Here is a 24565-nt window from a genome sequence, read left to right as displayed (position 1 = left end):
TTTGCTTCATCGCTCTTTCGGGCCGCATTTCAGCGCCACCATTTCACGCAGAATAGCCTCCTCGGCGAGAAAAGCTTCAACAGCCAACGGATCGAATTGCACATTCGCCAGCCGCACGATCTCCTGCTTGGCCACGTCAAAGGACACTCCCTGACGATACGGACGATCCGATGTCATGGCGTCCAGGGTATCGATCACGGCGAACAGGCGCGCGCCCAGCGGAATGGACGCCCCTCGCAGCCCACATGGATAGCCCGTGCCATCGAAGCGTTCCTCATGGCAGCGAACGAGATCAGCAGCTTCGGCCATTCCTGGCAAGTGACCGACGATACGGTAGCCCATGTCCGTGTGCGTCTGCATTACCCGCCACTCGTCGCCGGTTAGCGCCGCCTGTTTAAGCAAGATGTGATCGGGAATCCCGATTTTCCCGATGTCATGGAGCAGCGCACCCCAGGTGATCTGGCGCAGTCGTTCCGACTCGTCGATAAAGCGGCGCGCCAGCACCTGGGTATGACAGGCGACCCGCTTCGAATGCAGACCCGTTTCGTGTTCGCGGAGGTCCAGCGTTTCCGTCAGCGCCTCGACGAAACCGATATAAATATCGTCAGCCCGCATTCGCCCGGATGGCAATCGACTGTCGAGAAAGCAGCTCTCGCAACAACACGCCTCGCCCTGCCGGACGAAGAGCCGGTCACCGAGCGCTGTGCCGCAACGGGAGCATACGGGCGATTGGCTCATGGCGATCTTGCCGCAATGAAATCACAACGGCTTGCGCGACGCGAGCCGTGGGGCGTTCCTCATTTTTTCTCGGACATGGCGTCGCTACCCGATTGGTGTTGCATCATGCGTTCCATCATCATCTGCATCATGTCCATGCGCTTTTCCATCTGCTGCATGCGCTCCATCCCTGCGTCATGCCCGGAGCCTTCGCCACCCTGATCCTTCATTATACCCATGCCGGCCATGCCGCCTTTCCCACCCTTCATCATCGAGCAGGCCGCGCCTTCACCCATCATGCCCTTGGCGGCCATCATGTTCTCGCGCAGGGTCTGCATATGCTCGGCCATCAGCCTCTGCCGCTCCTCATCACTCTTGGCCTTGCCGATGCGATCAAGTTGGGAACGCATTTTTTTCACGTTGCCCTGCATCTTCTTGATTGCTTCGCCGCTGGTGACACTGGGTTGGTCAGCCGCCTTGGCAACGGTCGCATCGGTCTTTTGCTCGGGGTGATGCGCGTCTTCGGCGTGAACGGCAAACGCCAGCATCATGGATGTTGCGATAACACTTAGAGTCTTCTTCATGTGTGTCTCCTGGGAAGGTGTTGCCGTTACCGGCAACGAAAAGGTTGGCTTGCGGTTATTCCGGCTTGCACTGGCGCAAGGCATAAACATTCACCAGTACTGAAGCGTGGGAACCGTTTCAGGCTAACCTCATCGAAATCGCTTGTCAATTCGCATTTGACATGTGCTGCAAGTTCATGATCTGTCCGCTTCTGTAGCTACGCAAAGCACTGTAAAATTGCCCTCTTTATCGCATTTCGGAATGCCCCCATGAAGCAAAAACCCACATTCCAGGAAGTTATCCTGCGCTTGCAGGACTACTGGAACAAACAAGGCTGCGTGTTGCTCCAGCCTTACGATATTGAAGTTGGCGCAGGTACGTTTCATACCGCAACTTTCCTGCGTGCGCTCGGCCCCGAGCCTTGGCGCGCCGCCTATGTGCAGCCTTCGCGGCGGCCGAAAGATGGCCGTTATGGCGAGAATCCCAACCGGCTGCAACACTACTACCAGTATCAAGTCGTGCTCAAACCCAATCCGCCGGACATTCAGGAACTCTATCTCGATAGCCTGCGCCATTTGGGCATCAACACTTCCGAGCATGACATTCGCTTTGTTGAAGACGACTGGGAATCGCCAACGCTGGGCGCCTGGGGGCTGGGCTGGGAAGTCTGGCTGGATGGCATGGAGGTCACGCAATTTACCTATTTCCAGGAAGTCGGCTCGCTGGTTTGCCGGCCGGTGCTGGGCGAAATCACTTATGGCATCGAGCGCCTGGCGATGTATCTGCAAGGCGTGGAAAATGTCTACGACCTGGTCTGGGCGTCCGGCGTGACGTATGGCGACGTGTATCACCAGAACGAAGTTGAGCAGTCGACTTACAACTTTGAACATTCAGATGTCGATTGGCTGTTTGCGCAGTTTGGCAAATTCGAGTCGGAAGCCAAACGGCTGATCGCTCTCAATTTGCCTTTACCGGGTTTCGAAATGGTCATGAAAGCCTCGCACAGTTTCAACTTGCTGGATGCGCGCGGCGCTATTTCGGTGACTGAGCGTGCCGCCTACATCGGCCGTGTGCGCACGCTGGCGCGTGAAGTCGCGCAAGCCTATTACAACTCGCGCGAGCGCTTGGGATTCCCCATGTTGAACGGGGTTGCGCCATGAAAGCCACGCTATTGATCGAGCTCCTCACCGAAGAGCTGCCTCCTAAATCGCTGGCAAAACTTGGTCTTGCCTTCTTTGACCAGATGCAAAAAGCTCTGGCGGAAGCGGGTTACATCCAAGCAGAAAACGTCGGCCGCTGGTATGCCACACCGCGCCGTCTGGCATTGCAATTTCCCGATTGCCTGGAAACCCAGCCTGATCACACGATCGAAAAAAAAGGCCCGGCGGTTGCCGTAGGTCTCGCTGCTGATGGTACGCCGACCAAGGCGCTGGAAGGCTTCATGCGTAGCGCGGGGGTTGAATTTTCACAGCTTGAAAAGGTGAGCGATGGCAAGGCCGCGTACTTCGCCCTCCGCCTCCATAAACCGGGGGAGCGCATCGACACCGTGCTGTCCGCCATGATCGAAGCCGCGCTGAAAAAACTGCCCGTCGCCAAGCTGATGCGCTGGGGCACGAGCGAAGTGCAGTTCGTGCGTCCCGTGCATGGGCTGGTGCTGCTGCATGGCACGCGGCTGATTGCAGGTGAGGTGCTTGGTTTGCAAAGTCGCCACGTCACACTCGGCCACCGTTTCATGAGCAGCGGCGAAATCATGCTCGGCAATGCCGACGATTACGCCGCCACGCTGGAACAAAAAGGCCATGTGATCGCCGCGTTCGACAAACGCCGCGACATGATCTGCGCGCAACTTGATGCCGTAGCTGCTGTAGCAGGCAACCGCACCTGGCTCAAGGATGACGCCCTGCTCAATGAGGTCACCGGGCTGGTCGAATACCCCGCCGTGTATGAAGCCGGATTTGAATCCGAATTCCTCGCCGTGCCGCAGGAATGCCTGATTCTGACCATGAAGGCGAACCAGAAATACTTTCCGTTGATGGAAGGAAACAATCTGACCAATCGCTTTCTCGTCGTCAGTAATATGCAGGTCGCTGACCCGTCGCACATCATCACGGGGAATGCCCGCGTGGTGCGGCCACGGCTGGCGGATGCCAAGTTCTTTTTTGAGACCGACAAGAAAACGCCGCTCTCCGCCCGCATCGGCAAACTGGCCAGCGTGGTTTATCACAACAAGCTCGGTACTCAGGGCGAGCGCGTCGACCGGCTGGTCAAGCTGGCGGCGCGGATTGCCCACCGGCTCGGCGCCGATGCAACGCTGACTGAGCGCGCCGCACTCTTGGCCAAGGCCGATCTGGTCACCGACATGGTCGGCGAATTTCCCGAGTTGCAAGGCATTATGGGACGCTATTATGCGCTGGCCGATGGCGAACCTGCTGTCGTCGCCGCCGCCATTGAAGAACATTACCACCCACGCTTCAATGGCGATGCGCTGCCGCACGGCCCCGTGGCTTGCGCCGTTGCTCTGGCCGACAAAATGGATGCGCTAATCGGCTTCTTCGGTATTGGCCAGATTCCCACCGGCGACAAAGATCCCTTCGGCTTGCGTCGTGCCGCGCTGGGCGTGTTGCGCATCCTGATGGAAACCCCGCTGCCGCTCTCGATTGGCGACCTGATCGATGATGCCACTAAAGGCTTTGCGCCTGCGTTGCTCACGGGTGATTACCGACTCACCAGCGCCATCCAGGAACGGACTCAAGACTTTTTCCGTGAGCGGCTACGCAACTTATTGCGCGACGCCGGACACGAACCGAATGCGGTTGACGCCGTGCTCGCGCAAAACCCCATGCGCATCGACGAAGTACCGCTACGGCTTGCCGCTGTCAAAGCCTTTGCCACCCTTCCCGAGGCGGCCGCGCTGGCAGCAGCCAACAAGCGTATCGTCAACATCCTGAAAAAATCTGCCGAGCATGTCAAACACACCGACACCATCGTCAATCCGGCGTTGTTGCAGGAAGCAGCCGAGAAAAACTTGTTTAGCGACGTCGAAAAACTCGCCCCTGACATCGAAGCGCAGTTGGCCCGCAGCGACTATACCGCTGCGCTGAAAACGCTGGCAGGCTTGCGCGAGGCTGTCGATGCTTTCTTCGAGGGCGTGATGGTCAATGCGGATGACGCCGCCATTCGCACCAACCGCTTGGCGCTCTTGGCGCGTCTTGCCGGGCTGATGAACCGCGTTGCCGATATTTCGCGGTTGTCGAGCTGAACGCCCGCCCAGCGCCTTCTTCATTAAGTCTGGAAAAATCATGGCCTGGATCATCACCAAATATCTCGCCACCGCCGCAGTCGTCGTGCTGGTGTCCGAACTCGCCAAGCGCAGCGACAAGCTCGGCGGCTTGGTCGCCGCGTTGCCGCTGGTGACTATTTTGGCGCTTGTCTGGCTACACATTGAAAATCAGCCCGAATCCAAAGTGGCTAATCACGCCTGGTATACGTTTTGGTATGTCGTGCCGACGCTGCCCATGTTCCTCGCCTTTCCGGTGCTGTTGCCACGCCTAGGGTTCTGGCTGACGCTGCTCGCCAGCCTCGTTATCACGGTCGTCTGTTTTGGTCTGTTTGCGCTTGCCGTGCGCCGCTTGGGCATTGAGCTGCTGTAGTGCCCACCGCGCGACAAACACCATCGACGCGAGTAAGCGTGTTAAACCTGTTGAATAGCCGGGACAGAGGGCCGTTTTCCAAGCCTTCTGCTGCTGCCATAAAACATAAACTTGTATTGATATGAAGCTGATTATTCTCGACCGCGACGGTGTGATCAATGTTGATTCCGCCCAGTTCATCAAATCGCCTGACGAATGGAAACCCATTCCCGGCAGCTTGGCTGCCATCGCCCGGCTGAATCAGTCGGGTTATCGCGTGGTTGTGGCCACGAATCAATCGGGCATCGGTCGTGGCTTGTTCGAGATGGATACGCTAAACGCCATCCACGAAAAAATGCACAAAGCCCTCACCCAAGTCGGCGGACGTATTGATGCCATCTTTTTTTGCCCGCATACCAGCGCAGACAATTGCGCTTGCCGCAAACCCAAACCGGGCATGCTGCAGGAAATTGCCAAACGCTTTAATACTGACTTAACCGGCGTACCCGCCATAGGCGATGCGCTGCGTGACCTGGAAGCCGCTGTCGCCATCGGCGCGCAACCGATCCTGGTGCTCACTGGCAAAGGTCAAAAAACCGCCAGCGACCCGGCGCTGCCTGCTGGCACACTCACTTTTCCTGACCTCGCAGCAGCTGTCGCCCACCTGCTCGCCTGACCACAACGCTTACCCCATCGCTGACCTCATGGTTTCATTTCTTCGCTCTTTGCTGTTCATGGTCATTCTGATCATAATTACCCCGCCATTTACGCTGCTGTTTATTTTGGTCAGCCTACCGCTCTCCTTGCGCTGGCGCCATCGGTTGGCCATGCCCTGGGTGCGCTTTGCGATCTGGCTGGTTAAACATGTATTGGGCATACCTTATCGCCTGATCGGCGTAGAAAATATCCCACCGCGATCTGCCGTGGTGTTTGCCAAACATCAGTCCGTTTGGGAGACATTGATCCTGCAGGAAGTTTTCAAGGATGCGGTGTTCGTCTGGAGGAAGGAGATCAGGAATCTGCCTTTCTTCGGCTGGGCGCTGGCGCTGACCCCAATGATCCAGATTGACCGCAACGCCGGCAAGGAAGCGATTAAGCGCCTGGTCGATCAAGGCCGTGAGCGGCTGGATGACGGCTACACGGTCATCATATTTCCCGAAGGCACACGCGCACCGCCCGGGCAAAAAAACCGCTACAAGGGGGGCGGGGCTTTTCTTGCGACCGCTACGGGGGCACCCGTCGTACCGGTCGCACTTAACTCGGGCGAATTCTGGGGCCGTAATGCATTGTTTAAAAAGAGCGGCATGGCAACCGTCAGCATCGGCCCGGCTATTGATCCGGCAGGTCTCACCGCATCCGAAATTCTGGTCCGTGCCGAAACCTGGATTGAAGGCGAAATGCGCCACATCAGCCCGCATCTTTATCGCGATACCGATACAAAAAATGAGATCCGTCCGCAACCCCCAACTTGATCTGCGACTGGACACCGCAATCCCTGATGCAGCAGTGCGCTGGCATGAGGGCGCATCCATTCGCTGGCTGGGCCAATCGCTGCGCTTAACGCTCAGCCGCGAGCATGCCCAAACTTGGCGCCAAGGTGATGCCTTGTATTTACCCCTGCCACCACGCGCCACGCCACGGCAGATTCAAGATAGCGCTGAAGCCTGGCTGCGCAAAGACGCTACCCGCTACCTTGCACAGTGCATCACCGAAAAGTCGGCGCTGGTAATGCGGCAACAACCCGGGCAACCAACCCGGCAGCCACCACGTTTAGCGCTCTCTTTTGCCGCTCGGGGCGATTGGGTTGAGTTGCTCAATGTGCCGACCGAATCTGTCACCACCGAGTTTTTCACCCTCTTGCGCTGCCACTGGCGCCTGATTGAGCAACCGCCAGAAGTGATTGACGCCGCGCTTGACCAGGCACTGCGGCGCTATTTTTCACGCGACCAGTCAAGCCACTCGTTGTTTTCCTTGCATGCTTGAACAACTCAAACTTTTTCGTCTGCCGCAACCCGCGCCAGTGCCTAAGACGCGGCAGGTGGTGATCTCCGGACGCATCGTCGATTTCCGCATCAAAACCGGCGCGCGTCGCTTAAGCATGACCATCGACGAGCGTGGCCTGCGCTTATCTGCGCCCACCCGCATGCGGCTGGCAGATATCGATCATTTCGTGCTGGACCACGGCGCATGGGTGCTGCAAAAACTGGATGAACTCGCGCGCGTCTGTCGCCCACGCCATATCAACATCAAAGATGGCGCCCCGCTCCCCCTGCTTGGCCAAGACATTGAAGTGCGCGTTATTCCTGGCGCCAACCGGTTCCGCTGGATAGCCCAAACACTGGTGCTAGAAGCCCGCCCCGACGCTAATCTCGGCGGACTTGCCACCCGCGCCTTAAAAGCGCAGGCACTGATTCACTTTAGCGGACGGCTGGCGCATTACACCGCGCAGATCCATCTCGCCCCGCCCCCGCTGGGCCTTTCCGCTGCCCGCACACGGTGGGGCAGTTGCAGCCGCAACAGCGGCATCCGTATCAATTGGCGGCTGATTCACCTCGCGCCGCATCTCGGTGATTATGTCGTTGCGCACGAGGTAGCGCATTTGCTCGAGATGAATCACAGCGTACATTTTTGGCGTATCGTGGGCACCCTCTACCCTGACTGGAAAACCGCACGTAACGAACTCAAAACCTGCGCCGCCTCTCTCCCCATCTTATGAAAGGAATGCCATGAGAATTTTGCACACCATGTTGCGTGTGGGCGATCTTGATCGATCATTGCACTTTTACATGGATATTCTGGGCATGCGTTTGCTGCGCCGTGCTGACTATCCCGCTGGCAAATTCACCCTCGCCTTCGTCGGCTTCGAGGATGAAGAAAACGGTGCGGTGATCGAGCTCACCTACAACTGGGGCGTTGATCACTACGAACTCGGCACCGGCTACGGCCACATTGCCATTGCCGTGCCAGACGCCGCCGCCACCTGTGAAACCATTCGTCAGCGTGGCGGCAACATCACCCGAGAAGCCGGACCCATGAAAGGCGGCAGCACCGTGATTGCGTTTGTTGAAGACCCCGATGGCTACAAAATCGAGCTGATTGAAAAGAAAGGCTGAGGGCTATCCGCCGTTTAAAGATAAAAAGATTACAACAAACGCCGATACCAACTGGCGATTGCCGTGCCAATCTCGTGTGGATGATCTTCTTGCAGGTAGTGCAAACCTTCGCCGAGATCGACCGTTTCCAGCGCAGTCAAATTTTCCTGACACCAGGTAACTTCTTGCGGGCGAATCAACACACCGGGCCTGGCATGCAGCAATAATTTTGGATGCTGCGCAGTACATAGCCATGCGTTATATTTTTTGATCATCCACGTCACATCAGCAGGCTCGCCTGCAAATGAAAGCTCTTTAGGAAACTGTGCGATGGGGCGTCTGGATTCGACGGTAGGAAACGGCGCACGATAGTGATCCATTTCAACTGCCGTGAGCTTCCTTAAGATTGTACTGGGAAGTACTCCTTCGATAAACTGATTCTCTTCAGCAATCATCCGCCAACCCACGCCAGGCGTGCGAAAGCCGCGAAAGGCCTCAGCAATCGCTGGTGGAAACATGTCTATCGCCGGCATCGGGGCAATCATGGCTTCCATGAAGGCAATTGCTTTGATGCGCTCAGGAAATCGTCGCGCATAATTAAAACCAAGCGCCGAACCCCAGTCATGAATGACCAGCGTGAATTTTTTCAAACCCAGCGCATCGAAAAATTCATCCAGATATCTGACATGGTCAAACACGCGATATTCGAGTGCTGGTTTATCCGATTTTCCAAAACCGATCAGATCCGGCGCGATACAGCGCGCATACGGCTCAAGATAAGGAATGATGTTGCGCCACAGATAGGATGAGGTGGGATTGCCATGCAGAAATACAATTGGATCACCGCGGCCGACATCGACATAGTTCATATGCGAACCGAAAATCTTTATGTCATGAGGCGCGAACGGAAAGTCTGCTGAAATGGACTTTGATTGTTGCGTCATGGCAATTACCTTCTATTTAAATGTCAAAGCGTATCGATTAAATAATAACAGTATCAATCTATTGAGGCGAGAGTTTGTTTCATTTTTCCCCCACCCACTTCTGCACAACCAGGCTGCCCACCATATCACCTTCGACATTCACTGCGGTGCGGAAGGTATCCAGCAGGCGATCTATGGGCAATAAAATGGCGATGGCTTCTGCAGGCAAACCGACGGATTGCAGCACCATCACCATGGTCACCATGCCTGCAGAGGGAATGCCCGGTGCGCCAATGGCGGCGATCATGGCGGTGACAAAGACGATCAGTTGCTGAGTTAAGTTCAGATCTATTCCGGCAAGATTGGCAATGAACAGCGCAGCGGCCGCCTCATAAAGCGCTGTGCCATCCATATTCATGGTGGCACCCAGAGGGACAACAAAACCGGCAATATCGGGTTTGACATGCAGGTGTTGCTCAACGCAACGCAGCGTGACGGGCAGCGTTGCCGAGCTGGAACTGGTGGCAAAGGCCGTCACCAGCGCCTCGCGCGCGCCGCGCCAGAAATGCAGCGGCGTCATGCTGGTCACCAGATACAGAATGAGTGGCAGAAGCACGACGCCATGCAACAAGAGGGTGCCAATCACCACGGCGATAAATTTGACCAGAATGCTCAGCATGGCAGCATCTTGAGTTGCCATCAGCTTAGCCAGCAAGGCCATGATGCCAAGGGGTGCCAGGCGCATGATCCAGCCGACCAGCATCAGCATGATGCCGAGAATTTCCTCGAGAAAGCCATGCATACGCGAAAAACGATCGCCGCCTTTCACTAACGCGACGCCCAAGACAAGCGCGAATATAACCACTGCCAATACTTCGCCTTGCGCCATGGCCGTGACAGGGTTCATAAACAGCGCATGTAGAAATTGAGCGAAGAATTCGCCAGCAGAACCCGTTTTGATTGGTGTCCCTGAAAACGCATGCGCAAACATATCGAGGTGCAACCCCTGCCCAGGGCGAAACAGATTACTCGCCGTTAAACCCACACCGATAGCCAAGGCCATGGAAAATATGAAGAAGCCTAACGTGCGCGTCCACACTTGGTGCATTTGCTGGTGCTGCCGCAGATTGGCAACCCCAACGGCGATGGAAGTGAATACGAGGGGAATCACGATCATCTTGAGCAGATCGACAAATAGCGTGCCGATGAGCCCTGCCACATAAACACCTTGTTGCGTTAGGAGCGATTCTTTCCCTAAAGATGCAAACGCCAGCCCCAGCAAAATGCCAGCAATAGCGCCGATGAGTATCAAGCTATTGAGTGATGGCCGTTTCATGCGGGCTCTTGGGAAGGAACCATTTTGTTGAGCATATCAGCATAGGCTCGTTTAGCCGCCGGAGTGAGTTGCTTGATGCGATATTCTTCTTGCAAAGCAGCTGAGCGATCAGGATGCGCTGCGCTAGCCAGGACGCGCAACGGCGGATGTGCTCGCGTGTAGCGGGCCCCTTTGCCTGCGCAATGGGCATTAAATCGGGCGTGCACATCTACCGCAATGCCGGTGTAAATGCTGCCGTCGGTGCATTCAATCAAATAAACAAACCAATCCCGGCGGGCAAGCACGATGCATCAGGTAAACAAGGGATGCATCCAGACAAACAGTGCCTGTTCTTGGGCTGAGGCCAGCTGTGCCAGATCCGCCAAGTCCATGATCATGGATTGAATGTCGTCCTCTGGCCATCCTTCCATTTCAAATTCAGCTGTCGCGGCCAGCTCTTCTGCCACCTGCGCTAGCGCCTCTTCATCCAGCATGGCCAGCTTTTCTGTGACTGAATTGGCAAGTTTTAACACCACAGCACCCTCACTGCCGATATACAGCGGCTCATAAAGGGCACACGCTAAATCAAAATCGTCGTTGGTCAGCAAGGTATGCAGCATGACGATCTTGGCGGTATCAATGCCACGCCGCTCAATGCCACTCCATTCGTCAGTCGGTCGCAATGATTCGCCAATCGCGACCACTTCATCTTCTTCGGCAGCAACAATGTGGGTTAATAGGTTCATAGATTGATGGGTCTCTATTCAATAAATGCGTTTATCAGCGGCGTCAATTATTACGCACAATTATATTTTTTCTTCGAGCGCTTCCCATTGCGCCAAGGCAGTGGCGATTGCGGCTTCTATTTCAGCTAATGCTTGATGCATTCTTTTTTGCTTGTCAGCAGCCTGCTGATAAAAATTCGGCTCGGCTATTTGCGTATGCAATATGGTTTGCCGAGACTCCAGCGCCGCCACTTGCGCGAGTAATTGATCAATCGATCGCTGCGTCTTGAAACTCGTTTTTTTTCGTTCTGCAGCAGGCTCTGCGGCTTGTGCACTAGGGTTCGCAGTTGACACTTTGCCAGCACTGTTTTTTTTCACTGGTGCCGCGCTCGTTGAGGAGCCGTTGGAGCCGCCTGCCGATGGACGCTGTTGCAGCCAATCGCTATAGCCCCCGATGTATTCTTTCCAGGCCCCCTGCCCTTCACTGGCAATGGTTTGCGTGACCACATTATCCAAAAAGGCGCGGTCGTGGCTCACCAGAAAAACCGTTCCGGCGTAATCCTGTAAAAGCGCTTCGAGTAATTCCAGCGTTTCAATGTCCAGATCGTTAGTAGGCTCATCCAGCACCAGCACATTGGCTGGCCGGGCGAAAAGCCTCGCTAGCAGCAGGCGATTACGCTCGCCACCTGAGAGTGATTTAACCGGTGAGCGCGCACGTGCGGACGCGAACAAAAAGTCTTCCAGATAGCTAATGACATGTTTTTTTGTCTGTCCGATTTCGACATAATCTGAACCGGGGCTGATCACATCCACTAACGCGGCTTCTGGATCAAGCTGCGTACGAAACTGGTCAAAATAAGCCACCTCAACACGGCTACCCATGCGCACATGTCCCACATCAGCCTCGATTTCGCCCAACAGCAAGCGCAGCAGCGTGGTTTTACCTGCGCCATTGGGACCAATCAGACCAATCTTGTCCCCTCGCTGAATACGGCAGGAAAAGTCATTCACCACAATGCGCTCGCCAAACCGCTTGGAAACCCGATCAAGTTCGGCAACTAACTTGCCAGATTCGTCCCCACGGACTAGTTGAAAATCTACCTTACCCTGCTGCGATCGACGGCTTGCCCGATCACTGCGCAACTGCTCAAGACGATGAATGCGGCCAACGCTTCGCGTGCGGCGAGCTTCAACCCCTTTGCGTATCCATACTTCTTCTTGCGCCAGGAGTTTATCTGCCCGCGCATTGGCGAGGGATTCTTCATGCAGCAGCAGCTCTTTGCGTTGCTGATATGCTGCAAAGCTACCAGGGAAACTTACCAGATTGCCACGATCCAGCTCGATGATGCGTGTCACGACACTCTCAAGAAACGCCCGGTCATGGGTGACAAACATCACTGCGCCCGGGTAGGCTCTGAGCAGCTCTTCAAGCCACAAAATACCTTCAACATCGAGATGATTGGTCGGCTCATCCAGCAGTAGCAGATCAGGCTCGGCAACCAGCGCACGCGCCAGGGCCACGCGTTTTTTGCCGCCGCCAGAAAGCGCCGCAACACGTGCCTCGCCATCCAGACCTAATCGGGACACCGCTTGTTCAACACGCGAACTCAAGCGCCAACCATCGGCAGACTCCAACGCGGTTTGTAAATCCTGCATACGATCCATTGCCGCCGTATCACCAGCGCCGACTTTTTGTATCACCTGATGATATTCAGCGACTACTGCGGCGATGCCTCCAAGCCCTGAAGCAACCGCTGCAAACACGCTCGCCTCATCAGCAAACTCTGGTTCTTGCGCCACATAGGCAATACTTAAGCCTGGTTGGCGCCAGAGGAGCCCGTCATCGAGCGAACCCAAATCAGCCAATGCCTTGAGCAAGCTGGATTTGCCCGTCCCATTACGGCCAATCAACCCCACCCGCTCGCCGGGATCAAGCTGCATCGCAGCCCGATCCAGCAGGGCCACATGGCCATACGCAAGGCAAGCACGATCAATGGTAAGTAAAGGCATGAGAATTAGTTTTAAGCGTGAAGTGAATGGGTGTGGAATTATAGGCGAGCGGTTAGAATTCGCGGCGCGCCCTCGTAGCTCAGTGGATAGAGCGACCGCCTCCTAAGCGGTAGGTCAGCAGTTCGATTCTGCTCGAGGGCGCCAATAATAACAATGAGTTATGCGATTTATGCATTTCTTTCGTCTATCGATATTTCACCATGTAGGCCTGGTGTAGGTTTTTCCGGTCAATGCACGGCCACCAGAAACGACAAACCCCGCACATGGCAGAGTGTGTTCGGCATGATAAATTCGGCGTCAGTCTGTCACTTCATTGCAGCCGCGCAGATAGTCACGCAGCCAGCGCATTTCCTCCAGTGCGTCCCGTGAGCGGTCCATCGGACGCATAACACGGAACCACCAGACAACCCGAAACGGATAATCCGGCAATGGTCGCCGTATCACCAGCGCCGACTTTTCGCAGCCCGTCTGGTTGCCCGCGCTTGGAGATGATGTAAGGATGGTCGCCTGTCGCAGGCAGACAGCGAGCCTACATATCAGCAGCGGGTGCTCCCACGGCTTGTTTAACGGGCTTTGTAGGGCTTGGCGAATGCTTGGCAATAGAAGGTTTAACCCCTTGGTGCGTGATTTACGCAGGTCTTTCCAGCTTTGTGCGAATGCCATCCCGTAAAGTGTCGCAGGTGTCACGGCTCCAGAATCGTCAAACGATTTCCAAACAGTGCGGCAGTCATTTTCACCGGCATAATTACTAGCGGATGCACTCCAGTTGTGGGCTTGAATCGCTTTAACTGGCAGGTAATACCGGCTTATCGTTCGGGTCGCACACTCGGGCGAAGGGGCGGACAGGTCAAACGACTCAACCGGCCAGCCCAAGCCCTTCAGTGTGAAAACCACGGCAGATAATCGCCAGCTTCCTGTTATCTGTTCAAACTCGGGATGCGTGAAGCTTTGCCCGTTCAGCATCAATGCAAGGCATCTAGCTGGCAGCGTGTTCGGGTTTTTCATTTTGCACCGCCTTCCAGCAATGCGCGAATGTCAGCAACACGCCACGCAAGGCGGCCGTTGATACGTAGCGGACGAAGTGCGCCATTCTGGAGGGATGACCATGCGCGCAAGGTTTGCGGGCGGCGGTTCAGGTAGTGCGCGGCTTGGTCTGTGGGAACCGTGGGGCGTGTTATCTGCTCGAGCGGGACGAATTGATTTTGAGCGGTTGCATTTTGAATCACCTTTCAGCCCTTCGGCCTGTTCAAGATGATTCGCAATTTATGCAGTGCAACTATTGCGCAACAGCAACGCAACGGCGCGCTAGGCGTAGCAATGGTTTCAGCAGCGCTTATGCAACAGCGCAACGCAACAGCAAAAGCTTACTTTTCGAAAGTGACTGTTCGCGGCTGTGGTGAAAACGGGTTGCTCATTGCGCGGCTCACGCTGAATTTTTCCTTAGCCTTTTTTAACAACTTGCCGATTCTTTGGCGGGTAACGCCGTGTTTTTTTGCTAGGCTTATCTGTGATACCCCGGGCATGTTGCTATCGTCCCACAATGCGCGCAGCTCTTCATCGCCCCATTTTTTCTTATTTGTTTTTGTCCTTGCCACGCTTTCACTTTCCACCTTCGCGGCGGGTGCGGCTTGCTCTAGGGGTGCAGCTTCCACCTTCGGCGCGGCTTGTGGTGCAGCCTTGGCCAGTGCCGCTAACTCGGGCGGAACGTCATAGCCAATATGGGCGCACCATGCCAAACTCATCTAGTCGCACCTCGCACTGATACCAATTAACCATATTGGGAATGCAGGGCGTTGGGAAGTGTGTTCAGTTTGAAGAGTGTTTATTGAGTATCGTTAGGCGGTCGTCAAACTCATCGCCCTCATCGAAAGGATGGGCGGCTCCCATCCATGCGTTGCGGTCTGTTTTAACTTTCCCCGGCTCGATATTCAGCGAAAGGGCAATGGCTTCCCATTCTTTAACTTCGGGCATCAAACGCCATTTATTCCATCGCGGCAGCCTTTCGCTATTGCTTGGCTTTCGAATATAGCCACCACCGCGATGCGGCGTAATAGGCGGCAGGGATTTTGATACTTGCAACGGTGAAATAACCGGTTTTTTGTTACTCGTTCCGCATCGCTGGTCATTGCATACCTTTCCATGCAACCTTCAAATAAGAAACCCCCGTCAGGCCGGTGAAGGTGTCCGGCTCTTCGTCCGCTAAAACTAGGCGGGGGTAAAACTCGTTATTCAGTGATGTTTTGCCCAATCCCGCAGCGCATCATTTATGCGGGTCTGCCAGCCGTTGCCTGTAGCCCTGAACTGCTCCAGAATTTCCGCATCAAGGCGCAGTGTTACCTGCTCTTTTTTTCCGCTCCCCAGCGGCCTTCCACGGCTTCGCTTGAATTGGATTAACTCCGCATCCGTCAGCGGTAAATTGTCGGGGTCGGAAAGCGCAGCGGCGGTAATTTGCGCATCCTCTTCGGGTGAGGGCAACTCTAAAATTCGCCCTGATTTAGTTTTGATTTGCATATTGAATCCCTTCTTTATAGTTTGCTTTTCGTAAGCTGATTATTCTTCGCGCATCTTCACGGTCAACGTAAATCACACAATAAAGCCTCGCACCTATTACGCCCAATGCAACCATGCGCGCTTCGCCATAATCGCGGCGGGTGTCCTGCCATATCAATGCGTCATCCCATTCCAACTTTTCGGCTTCGGACAATGACAAGCCATGCTTGCTTTTATTCAGTGCGTCTTTTGCTTCGTCGAAAGTGATTTGCATGGCGTTTAATGTAGTTATATTTAATAGCGAAGTCAATAATTATTTGTAGTTACGTTCATTGTTGGGAATGTACCACCCGCAAACCCGCCTGCACTGGTACAAACTCAATCCCGGCCTGTTCCAATATCCACGCTTCGATTTTGACGTGCCACAGGTGCAGCAAGTCGAGTTCCCGCTGGATGTAATGCTTTTCGGCAATCGCGCTCGGTTTGTGTCCCATTATCTGCGCCACGATACCGGCAGGGACTTCCACCCACTCCGACAACGTGCCAAAGGAACGGCGCAAACCATGCAGGGACAGCGCAGGAAGTGCGGCGGCGGCTAGTGCCTTGTTGTGCTGGTTGTCTGTGCCTTGGTCAGTCTGTACCTTAAGGCGTGCGGCCTCATCTTGCGCCTTGCCTATTGACCATGTGCGCACGTCGCCTATCGTCATGCGCAGGGTTTTGCCGCGTAATCGCGTCTCGAATATGTAGGACTTGACACCGGCAGCGGTCACACGCAAACCAAGGCCGGGCGTTTTGGCATCGTAAAAAATGCTCTGCTTCTTGCCCGGTTCGCAGTAAAATTTAGCAACCCTGTCCGCCGTGAAGTTTTCCCGTTGCATGCTGCCGCCTTTCAGTGTAGGCACTGTGTAGGCAAATTATATCCATATCAGCGATATATATATCAACACAAAGGAAAGGCAGAGAATTGATAACTTATTGTTTTTTATTTGTTTTATTACTTCTACGGCATGGCAATCAACAAAAGGAAATGCTGTTTCTTGCCATCTTGTAAGCGGTAGGTCGTCTGTTCGATTCTGCTCGAGGGCACCAGCCGTTTAACCGGTTTAAAACAAAAAAATCGCACCGCATATCCAAGCCTGGTCAATTGGCCAGACTGAAAAATCGCAGCAGCAGTGTTACAACGCCCCGTTTTACTTGATGCGCGTGAGTGCTGGGCGGCCAGACGGACTCGGACTAGTCGTGCCTTCTGTATTTTCTGTACTCTTAGACGCTGGTTCGCGCTCAACGGTAGAGAGAATCGACGGCTTGGTTGCTGAGTCAGCAGGCACAAACGAAGATTTAGATGAAGGTGAAACGGCGGGAACTGATTCTGTCACTTCAAACGCCATACCTTCGCTATTCTCGCGCGCATAAATTGCCGCTACGCGCGCGACAGGAACAACGATCGGGAAAACCCGGCCGCCAAAACGCCCTTGAAACGTGATTTCTTGATTGCCAAGTTGCAATTGACTCGTGGCTTCCAGCCCGATATTGAAAACAATTTCACCATTCTTGATGAATTCCGCCGGTGCACGCGTCATTGCATCCACAACCACCGAAAGATAGGGCGTAAAGCCCTGATCAACGCACCATTCATGCAGTGCACGAATCAGATACGGTTTGGTTGATTGCATGACTCCATTGACCTAAAGATATATCGAGAAATATACCGATGAATACAGCGCGCAATTCAGGCGCACGGCAGACTATCGGCGCATCGCTTTTTCTGTTGGCGTCAACGCATCGATGAACCCTTGCCGAGAGAAAATACGCTCGGCATATTTCATCAATGACGATGCGGTTTTAGGCAGCTCAATACCGTAATGATCCAGACGCCATAACAGCGGGGCAATCGCCACATCGAGCATGGAAAACTCATCCGCCATGAGATATTTTTGTTTGTTGAACATGCCGGATAGATCGATCAGCCTATCGCGAATATGCAGGCGCGATTTATCGGCTGTTTTCAGATTTTTTTCCAGCACAGGTACATGGCTGAACAGCTCCTGTTCCATAGTGAACAACAGTTGACGAGCCTTGGCACGTGTTTGCGGATCCGGCGGCATCAATTGCGGATGCGGGAAACGCTCATCAATATATTCATTGATGATGTTTGATTCATACAGCACCAGATCGCGATCTACCAGCACAGGCACATGATTATAGGGATTAATAATCGCTATCTCTTCTGGTTTATTCAGGAGATCAACATCAATCACCTGAAAATCCATCTGCTTTTCGTATAAGACGATACGGCAGCGATGACTAAAAGGACAGGTTGTTCCTGAATACAAATTCATCATCGCGCTAGTACCCCAGGAGTAGTCTGCATCACGCACGACCTTACGCACGGGTGGCGCACTCATTTCTCGATGTCCCATAGTTGCCATTACCTATAAAGTTAATGAATATCTTTCCAGTATTCGCGTTTCAGCGCATACGACAAGACAAATAAAACACCTAGAAAAAACACAACCATCCAGCCAAGACTCTTGCGTTTCGTGGCCGCAGGTTCGCCCATGTACTGTAAAAATCCAACCAAGTCGGCCACCATGTCGTCATACGCCTGTGGTTTTAACTTGCCTGGGGTGGCCAGGGTTAACTTATGGTCTCCACCCATGACTTGCTCACCCTGCAATTCCCATAGCACATGTGGCATACCGACATTTTCAAAGACAAGGTTGTTCCAGCCTGTAGGCCGGTCGCTATCACGATAAAAGCTGCGCAAGTAGGTATACAGCCAGTCTGCACCAGAGCCAAACTCCGAGGCACGCGCACGCGCAATAACCGTCAGATCAGGCGGCGCAACACCAAACCATTCTTTAGCCTCGTCGCGTCGCATAGCCACACTCATCTGCTCACCTACTTTGTCAGCGGTAAACAGTAGATTATCTTTGATCTGCTGATCGGTGAGGCCAATGTCTTTCAAGCGGTTATAGCGCATATAGGATGCGGAATGGCAGTTCAGGCAGTAATTGACAAAAACCTTGGCACCATTTTGCAATGCTGCTTTGTCACCCGAACGATCAGGCGCACGATCAAGATGCAGTTCTGCCCCACTGGCCAAAGCCAGCAATGGCGCAAAAAGAAGTGAAATAAAAAGTGAACTCAATAATTTCTTCATTTTTTCGCTCCGTGTCCTGAGGACGTCACTCGATCAGGTTCGGGTTTGCATTTATCAATGCTGCTATACACCGGCATGAGCAGGAAGAAAGCGAAATAGATCACCGAACATATTTGCGAAACCAAGGTGCGAGCGGGCGTGGGTGGCAGCACACCTAGATAGCCCAGTGTAAAGAAACAAATCACAAAAGCGGCAAGAAAGGTTTTATAGATCGGGCCGCGATAGCGAATCGACTTTGCCGGGCTGCGATCAAGCCAGGGTAATAAAACAAAAATCATGGCCGACGCACCCATCGCAACAACGCCCCAGAACTTGGCATCAACTCCAAAGAGCGGATAAGTCACTGCGCGCAAAATGGAATAGAACGGCGTGAAATACCACACCGGCGCAATATGCGGCGGGGTTTGTAGCGGGTTGGCCGGGAAGAAGTTGTTGTACTCAAGAAAGTAGCCTCCAACCTCAGGTGCAAAGAAAACGATAAGTGAAAACACCATCAAAAACACAACCACGCCCATGATGTCTTTCACTGTGTAATACGGATGAAAGGGAATACCATCCAACGGAATACCCTGGGCATCTTTTTTCTTCTTGATTTCAATGCCATCCGGATTGTTGGAGCCAACCTCATGCAGCGCAAGAATGTGCGCCACAACGAGGCCAACCAAAACCAGAGGCACTGCAATCACGTGAAATGCGAAAAAGCGGTTCAGTGTGGCATCTCCCACGACATAATCACCGCGTATCCACAGTGAAAGATCTGGCCCGACAAACGGAATTGCAGAGAACAGATTGACAATAACCTGCGCCCCCCAATAGGACATCTGACCCCAAGGCAGCAAGTAACCAAAGAAGGCCTCAGCCATTAAGCACAGAAAAATCAACATGCCGAAAATCCAGATCAGCTCACGCGGTTTGCGGTATGAACCATAAAGCATGCCGCGAAACATGTGCATGTACACCACGATGAAAAACGCCGATGCCCCGGTCGAGTGCATATAGCGAATCAACCAGCCCCACGGCACATCGCGCATGATGTATTCAACGCTAGCAAACGCTACCGGAACACCAGCGGCGTTGAGTGATGCATCCGGCTTGAAATGCATGACCAGAAAAATACCTGTCACGATTTGTATCACCAGCACCAATAGGGCCAGCGAACCAAAGAAGTACCAGAAATTGAAATTTTTTGGCGCGTAATACTCAGACAGATGCGCCTTCCAACTGGCTGTCAGTGGGAAACGTTCATCAACCCAGCCAAGCAGGTCTTTGAGTCTGGCATTCACGACGCTCATGCGTTACCCCCTTTTTTATCTTCCCCGATGACGATGCGCGTATCGCCAAGATACATGTGCCGTGGCACTTCCAGGTTGTCAGGCGCAGGCTTGTTTTTATAAACACGCCCAGCTAAATCAAACGTAGACCCGTGACATGGGCAGACAAACCCGCCCGGCCAATCAGCGTCCACGCCCGACTCGGCACCTGTCTTGAACTTTTCAGAGGGCGAACAACCCAAGTGCGTGCAAATGCCAACAGCTACCAGGATTTCAGGCTTGATTGAGCGAGTTTCATTTTTACAGTAGTCAGGTTGCTGGTTTTTTTCCGAATGCGGGTCACTGACTTTTGCATCGGTCACCTTGAGTGAAGCCAACTGCGCCTGCGTGCGGTTGATGATCCACACCGGCTTGCCACGCCACTCAACCGTCATCATTTGCCCGGGAGCCAGCTTGCTGATATCCACCTCAACAGGTGCGCCCGCTGCTTTAGCGCGCTCTGAGGGCATCATACTGGTGACAAACGGCACAGCTGCCGCTACACCACCCAAACCACCGATTGTTGCAGTGGCCACCAAAAGCCGCCGCCGGTTGCAATCGACTTTTCCGTCATTGCTCATGTTGTTTTCCCTGAAAATTACTGAAATGTCGCTTAAATTCGCTTGAGCTTCTCATTGTAACGAATCTCCGTCTGAGATTAAAGCCTTTGTGGAATTTTCCGCCTGTCTTTTACGAAACAAGCTAATAATTACAATTAGATAGCGCCTTCATTTCTTAGGCGAATGAGCATCTCGGCTGAATAACCCAACCGAGCGAGTACTTGGTCGGTATGCTCACCCAATGCGGGGCCTAACCAGCGGGTAACGCCAGGTGTTGCGGATAATTTTGGCACGATGCCTGGCATGAGAAACTCTTTTCCGTTAGGTAGTTGCGCCTTCTCGAACATTTTTCGCGCGAGGAATTGGGGGTCTTCACACATATCAGCTACTGAATAAATTTTACTGGCAGGCACATCTGCCGCTGTGGTGATACGCAAAACCGTCTCCGCATCGTGAGCGGCCACCCATGCGTCGATGACACCATAAATTTCTTTCGCCCGCGCATCACGCCCTGTATTGTTCGCTAGTTGCGGGTCGTTTGCCAGATCAACGCGGCCTACTGCCTGCATCAACCGCTTGAAAATGCCGTCGCTGTTGGCGCCAATGATGATGTGTTTAGCGTCTTTCGATGTGTGCGTGTTAGAAGGCGTAATTCCCGGCATAAGGTTGCCGGTACGCTCACGGATAAAGCCGAAAACATCAAATTCCGGCACCATGCTTTCCATCATCGCGAACACGGCTTCATAAAGCGCTACATCTACCACCTGCCCGGCTCCCCCGTTGACTTCGCGGTGGCGCAATGCCATTAGCGCACCTAACGCCCCCCACAACGAAGCGATGGAGTCGCCAAGCGAAACCCCGCTTTTCACCGGCGGACGATCAGCATAACCGGTGATATAGCGCAATCCACCCATGGATTCACCGATCGTTCCAAAGCCGGGCTGCTTGGCCATTGGCCCGGTTTGACCGAATCCCGAAAGACGCACCATGACCAGACCCGGATTGATCACTGACAGAACATCCCAACCCAGCCCCGATTTTTCAAGTACGCCGGGTCGAAAATTCTCAACCACAATGTCCGTTTCACGCACCAGTTTCTTGATGATCTCAAGACCCTCAGGATGCTTTAAGTTAATGGTGACGGATTGTTTATTGCGTGCTTGTATAAACCACCATAGCGATGTGTCGCCATCGGGCGTGGGATAAAGTTTTCGCCATTTACGCAACGGGTCGCCTTCGCCAGGCGCTTCGATTTTGATGACATCGGCGCCAAATTCTGCCAGGATGCGCGTACAAAAAGGCCCGGCAATCAAGGTGCCCAGCTCAAGTACCTTGACGCCAGCCAGCGGGGTTGCCGTTTCGGCCATTCAGTTAGTCAAAGTCTCGCCGTTCGCGTAACGCTTGCGCGACAGTGGCTGCATCAGAAAATTCCAGCTCACCGCCCACAGGCAAGCCACGCGCAATGCGGCTAACTTTGATGCCGCGCGCGTGTAGCAACTCGGACAGGTAATGCGCTGTCGCTTCACCTTCGTTCGTGAAATTAGTGGCAAGAATGACTTCTTTGACCACACCATCCGTTGCCCGCGTAATCAAGCGACCGAATGCCAGCTCTTTTGGGCCAATGCCATCCAGTGGCGATAAGCGGCCCATCAACACATAGTAGAGCCCGTTATAAGCCTGCGTCTGCTCCATACTGTTCAGATCAATTGGCATTTCAACGATGCATAACTGCGACGGATCACGACGCGTGGAAAGACATCGTTCGCAAATTGCTTGTTCAGTGAAATTGTTGCAATGGGTGCAGTGGTGCAAATTTTGTAAAGCGGAATCGAGCGCACGGGCAAGCCGATCAGCACCTCGCCGGTCGCGTTGCAACAGGTGATAAGCCATGCGTTGCGCCGCCTTAGGTCCGATGCTGGGCAGGCCGCGCAATGCCTCAATAAGCTCTTCCAGACTAGCGTTTGCTGGCATGAGGCTGGCTCAAATGCAGGTTGCCCAACTACGCGGCACGGAGATATGTTTTATGCATTTTGCTCAGATTTTGTTCAAAACGGCAGCTTGAAGCCCGGTGGCAATTGCATACCCGCAGTAAATCCACCCATCTTTTCTGCTGCAGTAGCTTCGGCGCGTCGATTAGCGTCATTCATCGCAGCGGCGATCAAGTCTTCGAGCATGTCTTTATCATCCATCACAGAAGGATCAATCGTCACGCGCTTAACATCGTGCTTGCAGGTCATGACCACTTTGACTGCCCCAGCACCTGACTGGCCTTCCACGTCCAGCAAGGCTAATTCTTCTTGCGCTTTGGCCATGTTGGTTTGCATTTGCTGCGCTTGCTTCATTAAACCGGCGATACCACCTTTCATCATGCTTATTACTCCCTAGTTATTGATTTAATTGTTGATTCATCGATGCTGGCATCGAATAGATCGACCACTTCGCGCACAAAAGGGTCTTGCTCAATCGCGGCAATGGCACGATCTTGACGCTCACGCTGCGCGGTGCGACTGCGTTCAGCCGGTGTCACGCTGGCAGGCTCAGCGACTTCAATTTCCAGACGAAGCTTTCGCCCGTAATGGGATTGCAACTCCGCTTGAAGTTTGTCTTGCTGCACCGTGCCAAGCAAGTGTTTATGCACCGGGGACAGCCGCAACAGGATGGCGGTGCCGGTCAGTTGCGTGAGCTCACAGTGCTGCGCCAGTTGCTTGGCCATACCGCTCAGCGAAAGTTTTGCCACCTGTGCGTGCCAGTCTTCGTCCGCATGCGCTGGCGCACTAGCCTCTGCTATAACGGGATCTGGGGCCACAACCGGTGACGTGGAAAAACTCGGTGCTGGTGATACGCCGCTTCGACTGTTTCCTTGAGGAGTGGCAGCAGACGCCGCCTTCGTTGGCTGCGTTTTTATTGGTGCAGTCTTTACTGGCAGCGCAAACCCGGCAGATGGTGCCTTTCGCTCCGGACGAAAGGCATGCAACCGTAGCAAGGTCATCACAAAACCAGCATATTCATCCGGCGCTAACGCCAGCTCATCCCGGCCATGGATAGCGATTTGATACGCCAGTTGCAAAAATTCAGCATCCAGTGCCTGCGCGTAAACAGTTAAACGGCTACGCTCTGCTTCATCAATCAAAGCCTCAGGCGCAAATTGGGCGAGCGCAATACGATGAAACAGGGTGGCTAATTCTTGCAAACCCCCATCAAACGAAAAACTCCCCGCATCCATCTGTTTTGCCACCGCCAGCATGGCGTGTATATCCTGCGCCAGCAAACCATCCAGGAGTGCGAATAAATACTCGTCGCCTACCGTGCCCAGCATGGCACGCACACTCTCTTCGGTCACTTGGCCAGCACCATGAGCAATCGCTTGGTCAAGCAGCGAGAGCGCATCACGCATACTGCCTGCGGCCCCTTTAGCCAAATGACGCAAAGCAGGTAGCTCGAACGGAATGGTTTCAGCCGCCAACACCTGCGACAGATGATCCACAATCGATGATTGCGACATCTGCTTCAAGTTGAATTGCAGACAGCGGGACAGCACTGTCACCGGAATTTTTTGCGGATCGGTGGTTGCCAGAATAAATTTGACATGCGCCGGGGGTTCTTCCAGCGTTTTTAACATGGCATTAAAGGCATGCCCGGAGAGCTGGTGTACTTCGTCAATAACGTAAACCTTGTAACGGCCAATCGTTGGCGCATACGTTGCGCGATCAAGCAACTGAGTCATATCGTCCACACCGCGATTTGAGGCGGCATCCAACTCGATGTAATCGATAAATCGACCACTGTCTATTTCCGTACAGGAAGTGCACACGCCGCAGGGCGTTGATGTGACACCCGCTTCGCAGTTGAGCGCTTTGGCCATGATACGCGCCAGGGTGGTTTTGCCCACGCCGCGTGTACCAGTGAACAAATAGGCGTGATGCAGGCGATTCTGTTCCAGCGCATGGGTCAGCGCACGTACGACGTGTTCTTGCCCCACCAGCGTGGCGAAAGATTTGGGGCGCCATTTACGAGCGAGTACCTGATAACTCATGCGCTGATTTTACCAAGCAAAAACCGCGGAAGAT

The 24565-nt window shown here is 53.8% G+C and carries 31 protein-coding genes and 1 tRNA gene; 9 read left to right on the top strand and 23 right to left on the bottom strand.

Annotation, left to right across the window (positions count from 1 at the left end):
- Nucleotides 1–6 precede the first annotated feature (6 nt).
- Nucleotides 7–630: an HD-GYP domain-containing protein gene (locus PG1C_RS07260; RefSeq protein ID WP_237218323.1), complete on the bottom strand. Its 624-nt coding sequence runs from the start codon at nt 628–630 to the stop codon at nt 7–9.
- Nucleotides 631–797: 167 nt separating this feature from the next.
- Entirely contained in the window at nt 798–1301 is a 504-nt protein-coding gene (locus PG1C_RS07255; RefSeq protein ID WP_202636839.1) for a hypothetical protein, read from the bottom strand.
- Nucleotides 1302–1550: 249 nt separating this feature from the next.
- On the opposite strand from PG1C_RS07255, the gene glyQ reads away from it, so the two are divergent.
- The 8 genes from glyQ to gloA all read left to right on the top strand — a co-directional run bounded on the left by glyQ (nt 1551) and on the right by gloA (nt 8023).
- Nucleotides 1551–2441: a glycine--tRNA ligase subunit alpha gene (gene glyQ, locus PG1C_RS07250; protein WP_202636838.1), complete on the top strand. Its 891-nt coding sequence runs from the start codon at nt 1551–1553 to the stop codon at nt 2439–2441.
- Nucleotides 2438–4540: a glycine--tRNA ligase subunit beta gene (glyS, locus tag PG1C_RS07245; RefSeq protein WP_202636837.1), complete on the top strand. Its 2103-nt coding sequence runs from the start codon at nt 2438–2440 to the stop codon at nt 4538–4540. The genes glyQ and glyS overlap by 4 nt, the downstream gene beginning before the upstream one ends.
- Nucleotides 4541–4580: 40 nt before the next feature.
- Nucleotides 4581–4931 carry a DUF3147 family protein gene (locus PG1C_RS07240; protein ID WP_202636836.1) on the top strand — a complete coding sequence of 117 codons (351 nt, stop codon included), beginning with the start codon at nt 4581–4583 and terminating at the stop codon, nt 4929–4931.
- Nucleotides 4932–5052: 121 nt separating this feature from the next.
- The gene (gene gmhB / locus PG1C_RS07235; protein WP_202636835.1) at nt 5053–5586 is read left to right on the top strand and encodes a D-glycero-beta-D-manno-heptose 1,7-bisphosphate 7-phosphatase; all 534 of its coding nucleotides are present in this window, start codon (nt 5053–5055) and stop codon (nt 5584–5586) included.
- A 28-nt stretch (nt 5587–5614) separates the two neighbouring features.
- Nucleotides 5615–6382: a lysophospholipid acyltransferase family protein gene (locus PG1C_RS07230; RefSeq protein ID WP_202636834.1), complete on the top strand. Its 768-nt coding sequence runs from the start codon at nt 5615–5617 to the stop codon at nt 6380–6382.
- The gene (locus PG1C_RS07225; RefSeq protein WP_202636833.1) at nt 6354–6893 is read left to right on the top strand and encodes a SprT family zinc-dependent metalloprotease; all 540 of its coding nucleotides are present in this window, start codon (nt 6354–6356) and stop codon (nt 6891–6893) included. Before PG1C_RS07230 ends, PG1C_RS07225 begins: the two co-directional genes overlap by 29 nt.
- Entirely contained in the window at nt 6886–7626 is a 741-nt protein-coding gene (locus PG1C_RS07220) for a M48 family metallopeptidase (RefSeq protein ID WP_202636832.1), read from the top strand. Before PG1C_RS07225 ends, PG1C_RS07220 begins: the two co-directional genes overlap by 8 nt.
- 10 nt (nt 7627–7636) lie before the next feature.
- The gene (gloA, locus tag PG1C_RS07215; RefSeq protein ID WP_202636831.1) at nt 7637–8023 is read left to right on the top strand and encodes a lactoylglutathione lyase; all 387 of its coding nucleotides are present in this window, start codon (nt 7637–7639) and stop codon (nt 8021–8023) included.
- A gap of 29 nt (nt 8024–8052) precedes the next feature.
- Here the strand turns inward: gloA and PG1C_RS07210 are convergent, their stop codons facing one another.
- From PG1C_RS07210 to PG1C_RS07190, 5 genes are all read right to left on the bottom strand, one after another.
- Nucleotides 8053–8946 (bottom strand): haloalkane dehalogenase, encoded by an 894-nt coding sequence (locus PG1C_RS07210; protein WP_202636830.1) that lies wholly within the window; start codon nt 8944–8946, stop codon nt 8053–8055.
- Between the two features lie 79 nt (nt 8947–9025).
- Nucleotides 9026–10261 (bottom strand): dicarboxylate/amino acid:cation symporter, encoded by a 1236-nt coding sequence (locus tag PG1C_RS07205; protein ID WP_202636829.1) that lies wholly within the window; start codon nt 10259–10261, stop codon nt 9026–9028.
- Nucleotides 10258–10545 carry a GIY-YIG nuclease family protein gene (locus tag PG1C_RS07200; RefSeq protein ID WP_237218322.1) on the bottom strand — a complete coding sequence of 96 codons (288 nt, stop codon included), beginning with the start codon at nt 10543–10545 and terminating at the stop codon, nt 10258–10260. Before PG1C_RS07200 ends, PG1C_RS07205 begins: the two co-directional genes overlap by 4 nt.
- A gap of 6 nt (nt 10546–10551) precedes the next feature.
- Nucleotides 10552–10986, bottom strand: coding sequence for a hypothetical protein (locus PG1C_RS07195; RefSeq protein WP_202636828.1), 435 nt, complete (start codon nt 10984–10986; stop codon nt 10552–10554).
- A gap of 60 nt (nt 10987–11046) precedes the next feature.
- Nucleotides 11047–12975 (bottom strand): ATP-binding cassette domain-containing protein, encoded by a 1929-nt coding sequence (locus PG1C_RS07190; protein WP_202636827.1) that lies wholly within the window; start codon nt 12973–12975, stop codon nt 11047–11049.
- 68 nt (nt 12976–13043) lie between these two features.
- On the opposite strand from PG1C_RS07190, the gene PG1C_RS07185 reads away from it, so the two are divergent.
- Nucleotides 13044–13119: transfer RNA gene (locus PG1C_RS07185), tRNA-Arg, on the top strand.
- Nucleotides 13120–13272: 153 nt separating this feature from the next.
- Here PG1C_RS07185 and PG1C_RS07180 read toward each other — a convergent pair.
- The 16 genes from PG1C_RS07180 to dnaX form a co-directional block, all read right to left on the bottom strand.
- Nucleotides 13273–13980 carry a PriCT-2 domain-containing protein gene (locus PG1C_RS07180; RefSeq protein WP_202636825.1) on the bottom strand — a complete coding sequence of 236 codons (708 nt, stop codon included), beginning with the start codon at nt 13978–13980 and terminating at the stop codon, nt 13273–13275.
- Complete coding sequence (locus PG1C_RS07175) at nt 13977–14201, bottom strand: MerR family transcriptional regulator (RefSeq protein ID WP_202636823.1); 225 nt, start codon at nt 14199–14201, stop codon at nt 13977–13979. The genes PG1C_RS07180 and PG1C_RS07175 overlap by 4 nt, the downstream gene beginning before the upstream one ends.
- 138 nt (nt 14202–14339) lie before the next feature.
- Complete coding sequence (locus PG1C_RS07170; protein ID WP_202636821.1) at nt 14340–14717, bottom strand: hypothetical protein; 378 nt, start codon at nt 14715–14717, stop codon at nt 14340–14342.
- Nucleotides 14718–14781: 64 nt separating this feature from the next.
- The gene (locus PG1C_RS07165) at nt 14782–15054 is read right to left on the bottom strand and encodes a hypothetical protein (RefSeq protein WP_202636820.1); all 273 of its coding nucleotides are present in this window, start codon (nt 15052–15054) and stop codon (nt 14782–14784) included.
- Nucleotides 15055–15204: 150 nt separating this feature from the next.
- The gene (locus tag PG1C_RS07160; protein WP_202636818.1) at nt 15205–15486 is read right to left on the bottom strand and encodes a BrnA antitoxin family protein; all 282 of its coding nucleotides are present in this window, start codon (nt 15484–15486) and stop codon (nt 15205–15207) included.
- A complete protein-coding gene (locus PG1C_RS07155; RefSeq protein WP_202636816.1) occupies nt 15470–15739 on the bottom strand; it encodes a BrnT family toxin in 270 nt (89 codons plus the stop codon). Before PG1C_RS07155 ends, PG1C_RS07160 begins: the two co-directional genes overlap by 17 nt.
- Nucleotides 15740–15794: 55 nt before the next feature.
- Nucleotides 15795–16343, bottom strand: coding sequence for an integrase family protein (locus PG1C_RS07150; RefSeq protein WP_202636814.1), 549 nt, complete (start codon nt 16341–16343; stop codon nt 15795–15797).
- Between the two features lie 312 nt (nt 16344–16655).
- On the bottom strand, nt 16656–17138 hold the full coding sequence (locus PG1C_RS07145; RefSeq protein WP_202636813.1) for a ClpXP protease specificity-enhancing factor: 483 nt from the start codon (nt 17136–17138) through the stop codon (nt 16656–16658).
- 72 nt (nt 17139–17210) lie between these two features.
- Nucleotides 17211–17807 carry a glutathione S-transferase N-terminal domain-containing protein gene (locus PG1C_RS07140; RefSeq protein ID WP_202636970.1) on the bottom strand — a complete coding sequence of 199 codons (597 nt, stop codon included), beginning with the start codon at nt 17805–17807 and terminating at the stop codon, nt 17211–17213.
- A 98-nt stretch (nt 17808–17905) separates the two neighbouring features.
- Nucleotides 17906–18628, bottom strand: a complete 723-nt coding sequence (locus tag PG1C_RS07135) for a cytochrome c1 (protein ID WP_202636811.1) — start codon at nt 18626–18628, stop codon at nt 17906–17908.
- A complete protein-coding gene (locus tag PG1C_RS07130; RefSeq protein ID WP_202636809.1) occupies nt 18625–19920 on the bottom strand; it encodes a cytochrome b in 1296 nt (431 codons plus the stop codon). Before PG1C_RS07130 ends, PG1C_RS07135 begins: the two co-directional genes overlap by 4 nt.
- Nucleotides 19917–20519, bottom strand: coding sequence for a ubiquinol-cytochrome c reductase iron-sulfur subunit (gene petA, locus PG1C_RS07125; protein ID WP_202636808.1), 603 nt, complete (start codon nt 20517–20519; stop codon nt 19917–19919). Before petA ends, PG1C_RS07130 begins: the two co-directional genes overlap by 4 nt.
- 134 nt (nt 20520–20653) lie before the next feature.
- Nucleotides 20654–21865, bottom strand: a complete 1212-nt coding sequence (locus PG1C_RS07120; protein WP_202636806.1) for a CaiB/BaiF CoA transferase family protein — start codon at nt 21863–21865, stop codon at nt 20654–20656.
- A 4-nt stretch (nt 21866–21869) separates the two neighbouring features.
- Nucleotides 21870–22469, bottom strand: a complete 600-nt coding sequence (gene recR, locus PG1C_RS07115; RefSeq protein WP_202636804.1) for a recombination mediator RecR — start codon at nt 22467–22469, stop codon at nt 21870–21872.
- Between the two features lie 74 nt (nt 22470–22543).
- The gene (locus tag PG1C_RS07110) at nt 22544–22867 is read right to left on the bottom strand and encodes a YbaB/EbfC family nucleoid-associated protein (protein ID WP_237218321.1); all 324 of its coding nucleotides are present in this window, start codon (nt 22865–22867) and stop codon (nt 22544–22546) included.
- A 5-nt stretch (nt 22868–22872) separates the two neighbouring features.
- On the bottom strand, nt 22873–24531 hold the full coding sequence (dnaX, locus tag PG1C_RS07105; protein WP_202636802.1) for a DNA polymerase III subunit gamma/tau: 1659 nt from the start codon (nt 24529–24531) through the stop codon (nt 22873–22875).
- Nucleotides 24532–24565: the final 34 nt, after the last annotated feature.

Source organism: Rugosibacter aromaticivorans (assembly GCF_000934545.1).
Lineage (GTDB): Bacteria > Pseudomonadota > Gammaproteobacteria > Burkholderiales > Rhodocyclaceae > Rugosibacter > Rugosibacter aromaticivorans.
This window is presented reverse-complemented; position numbering and strand designations above follow the sequence as displayed.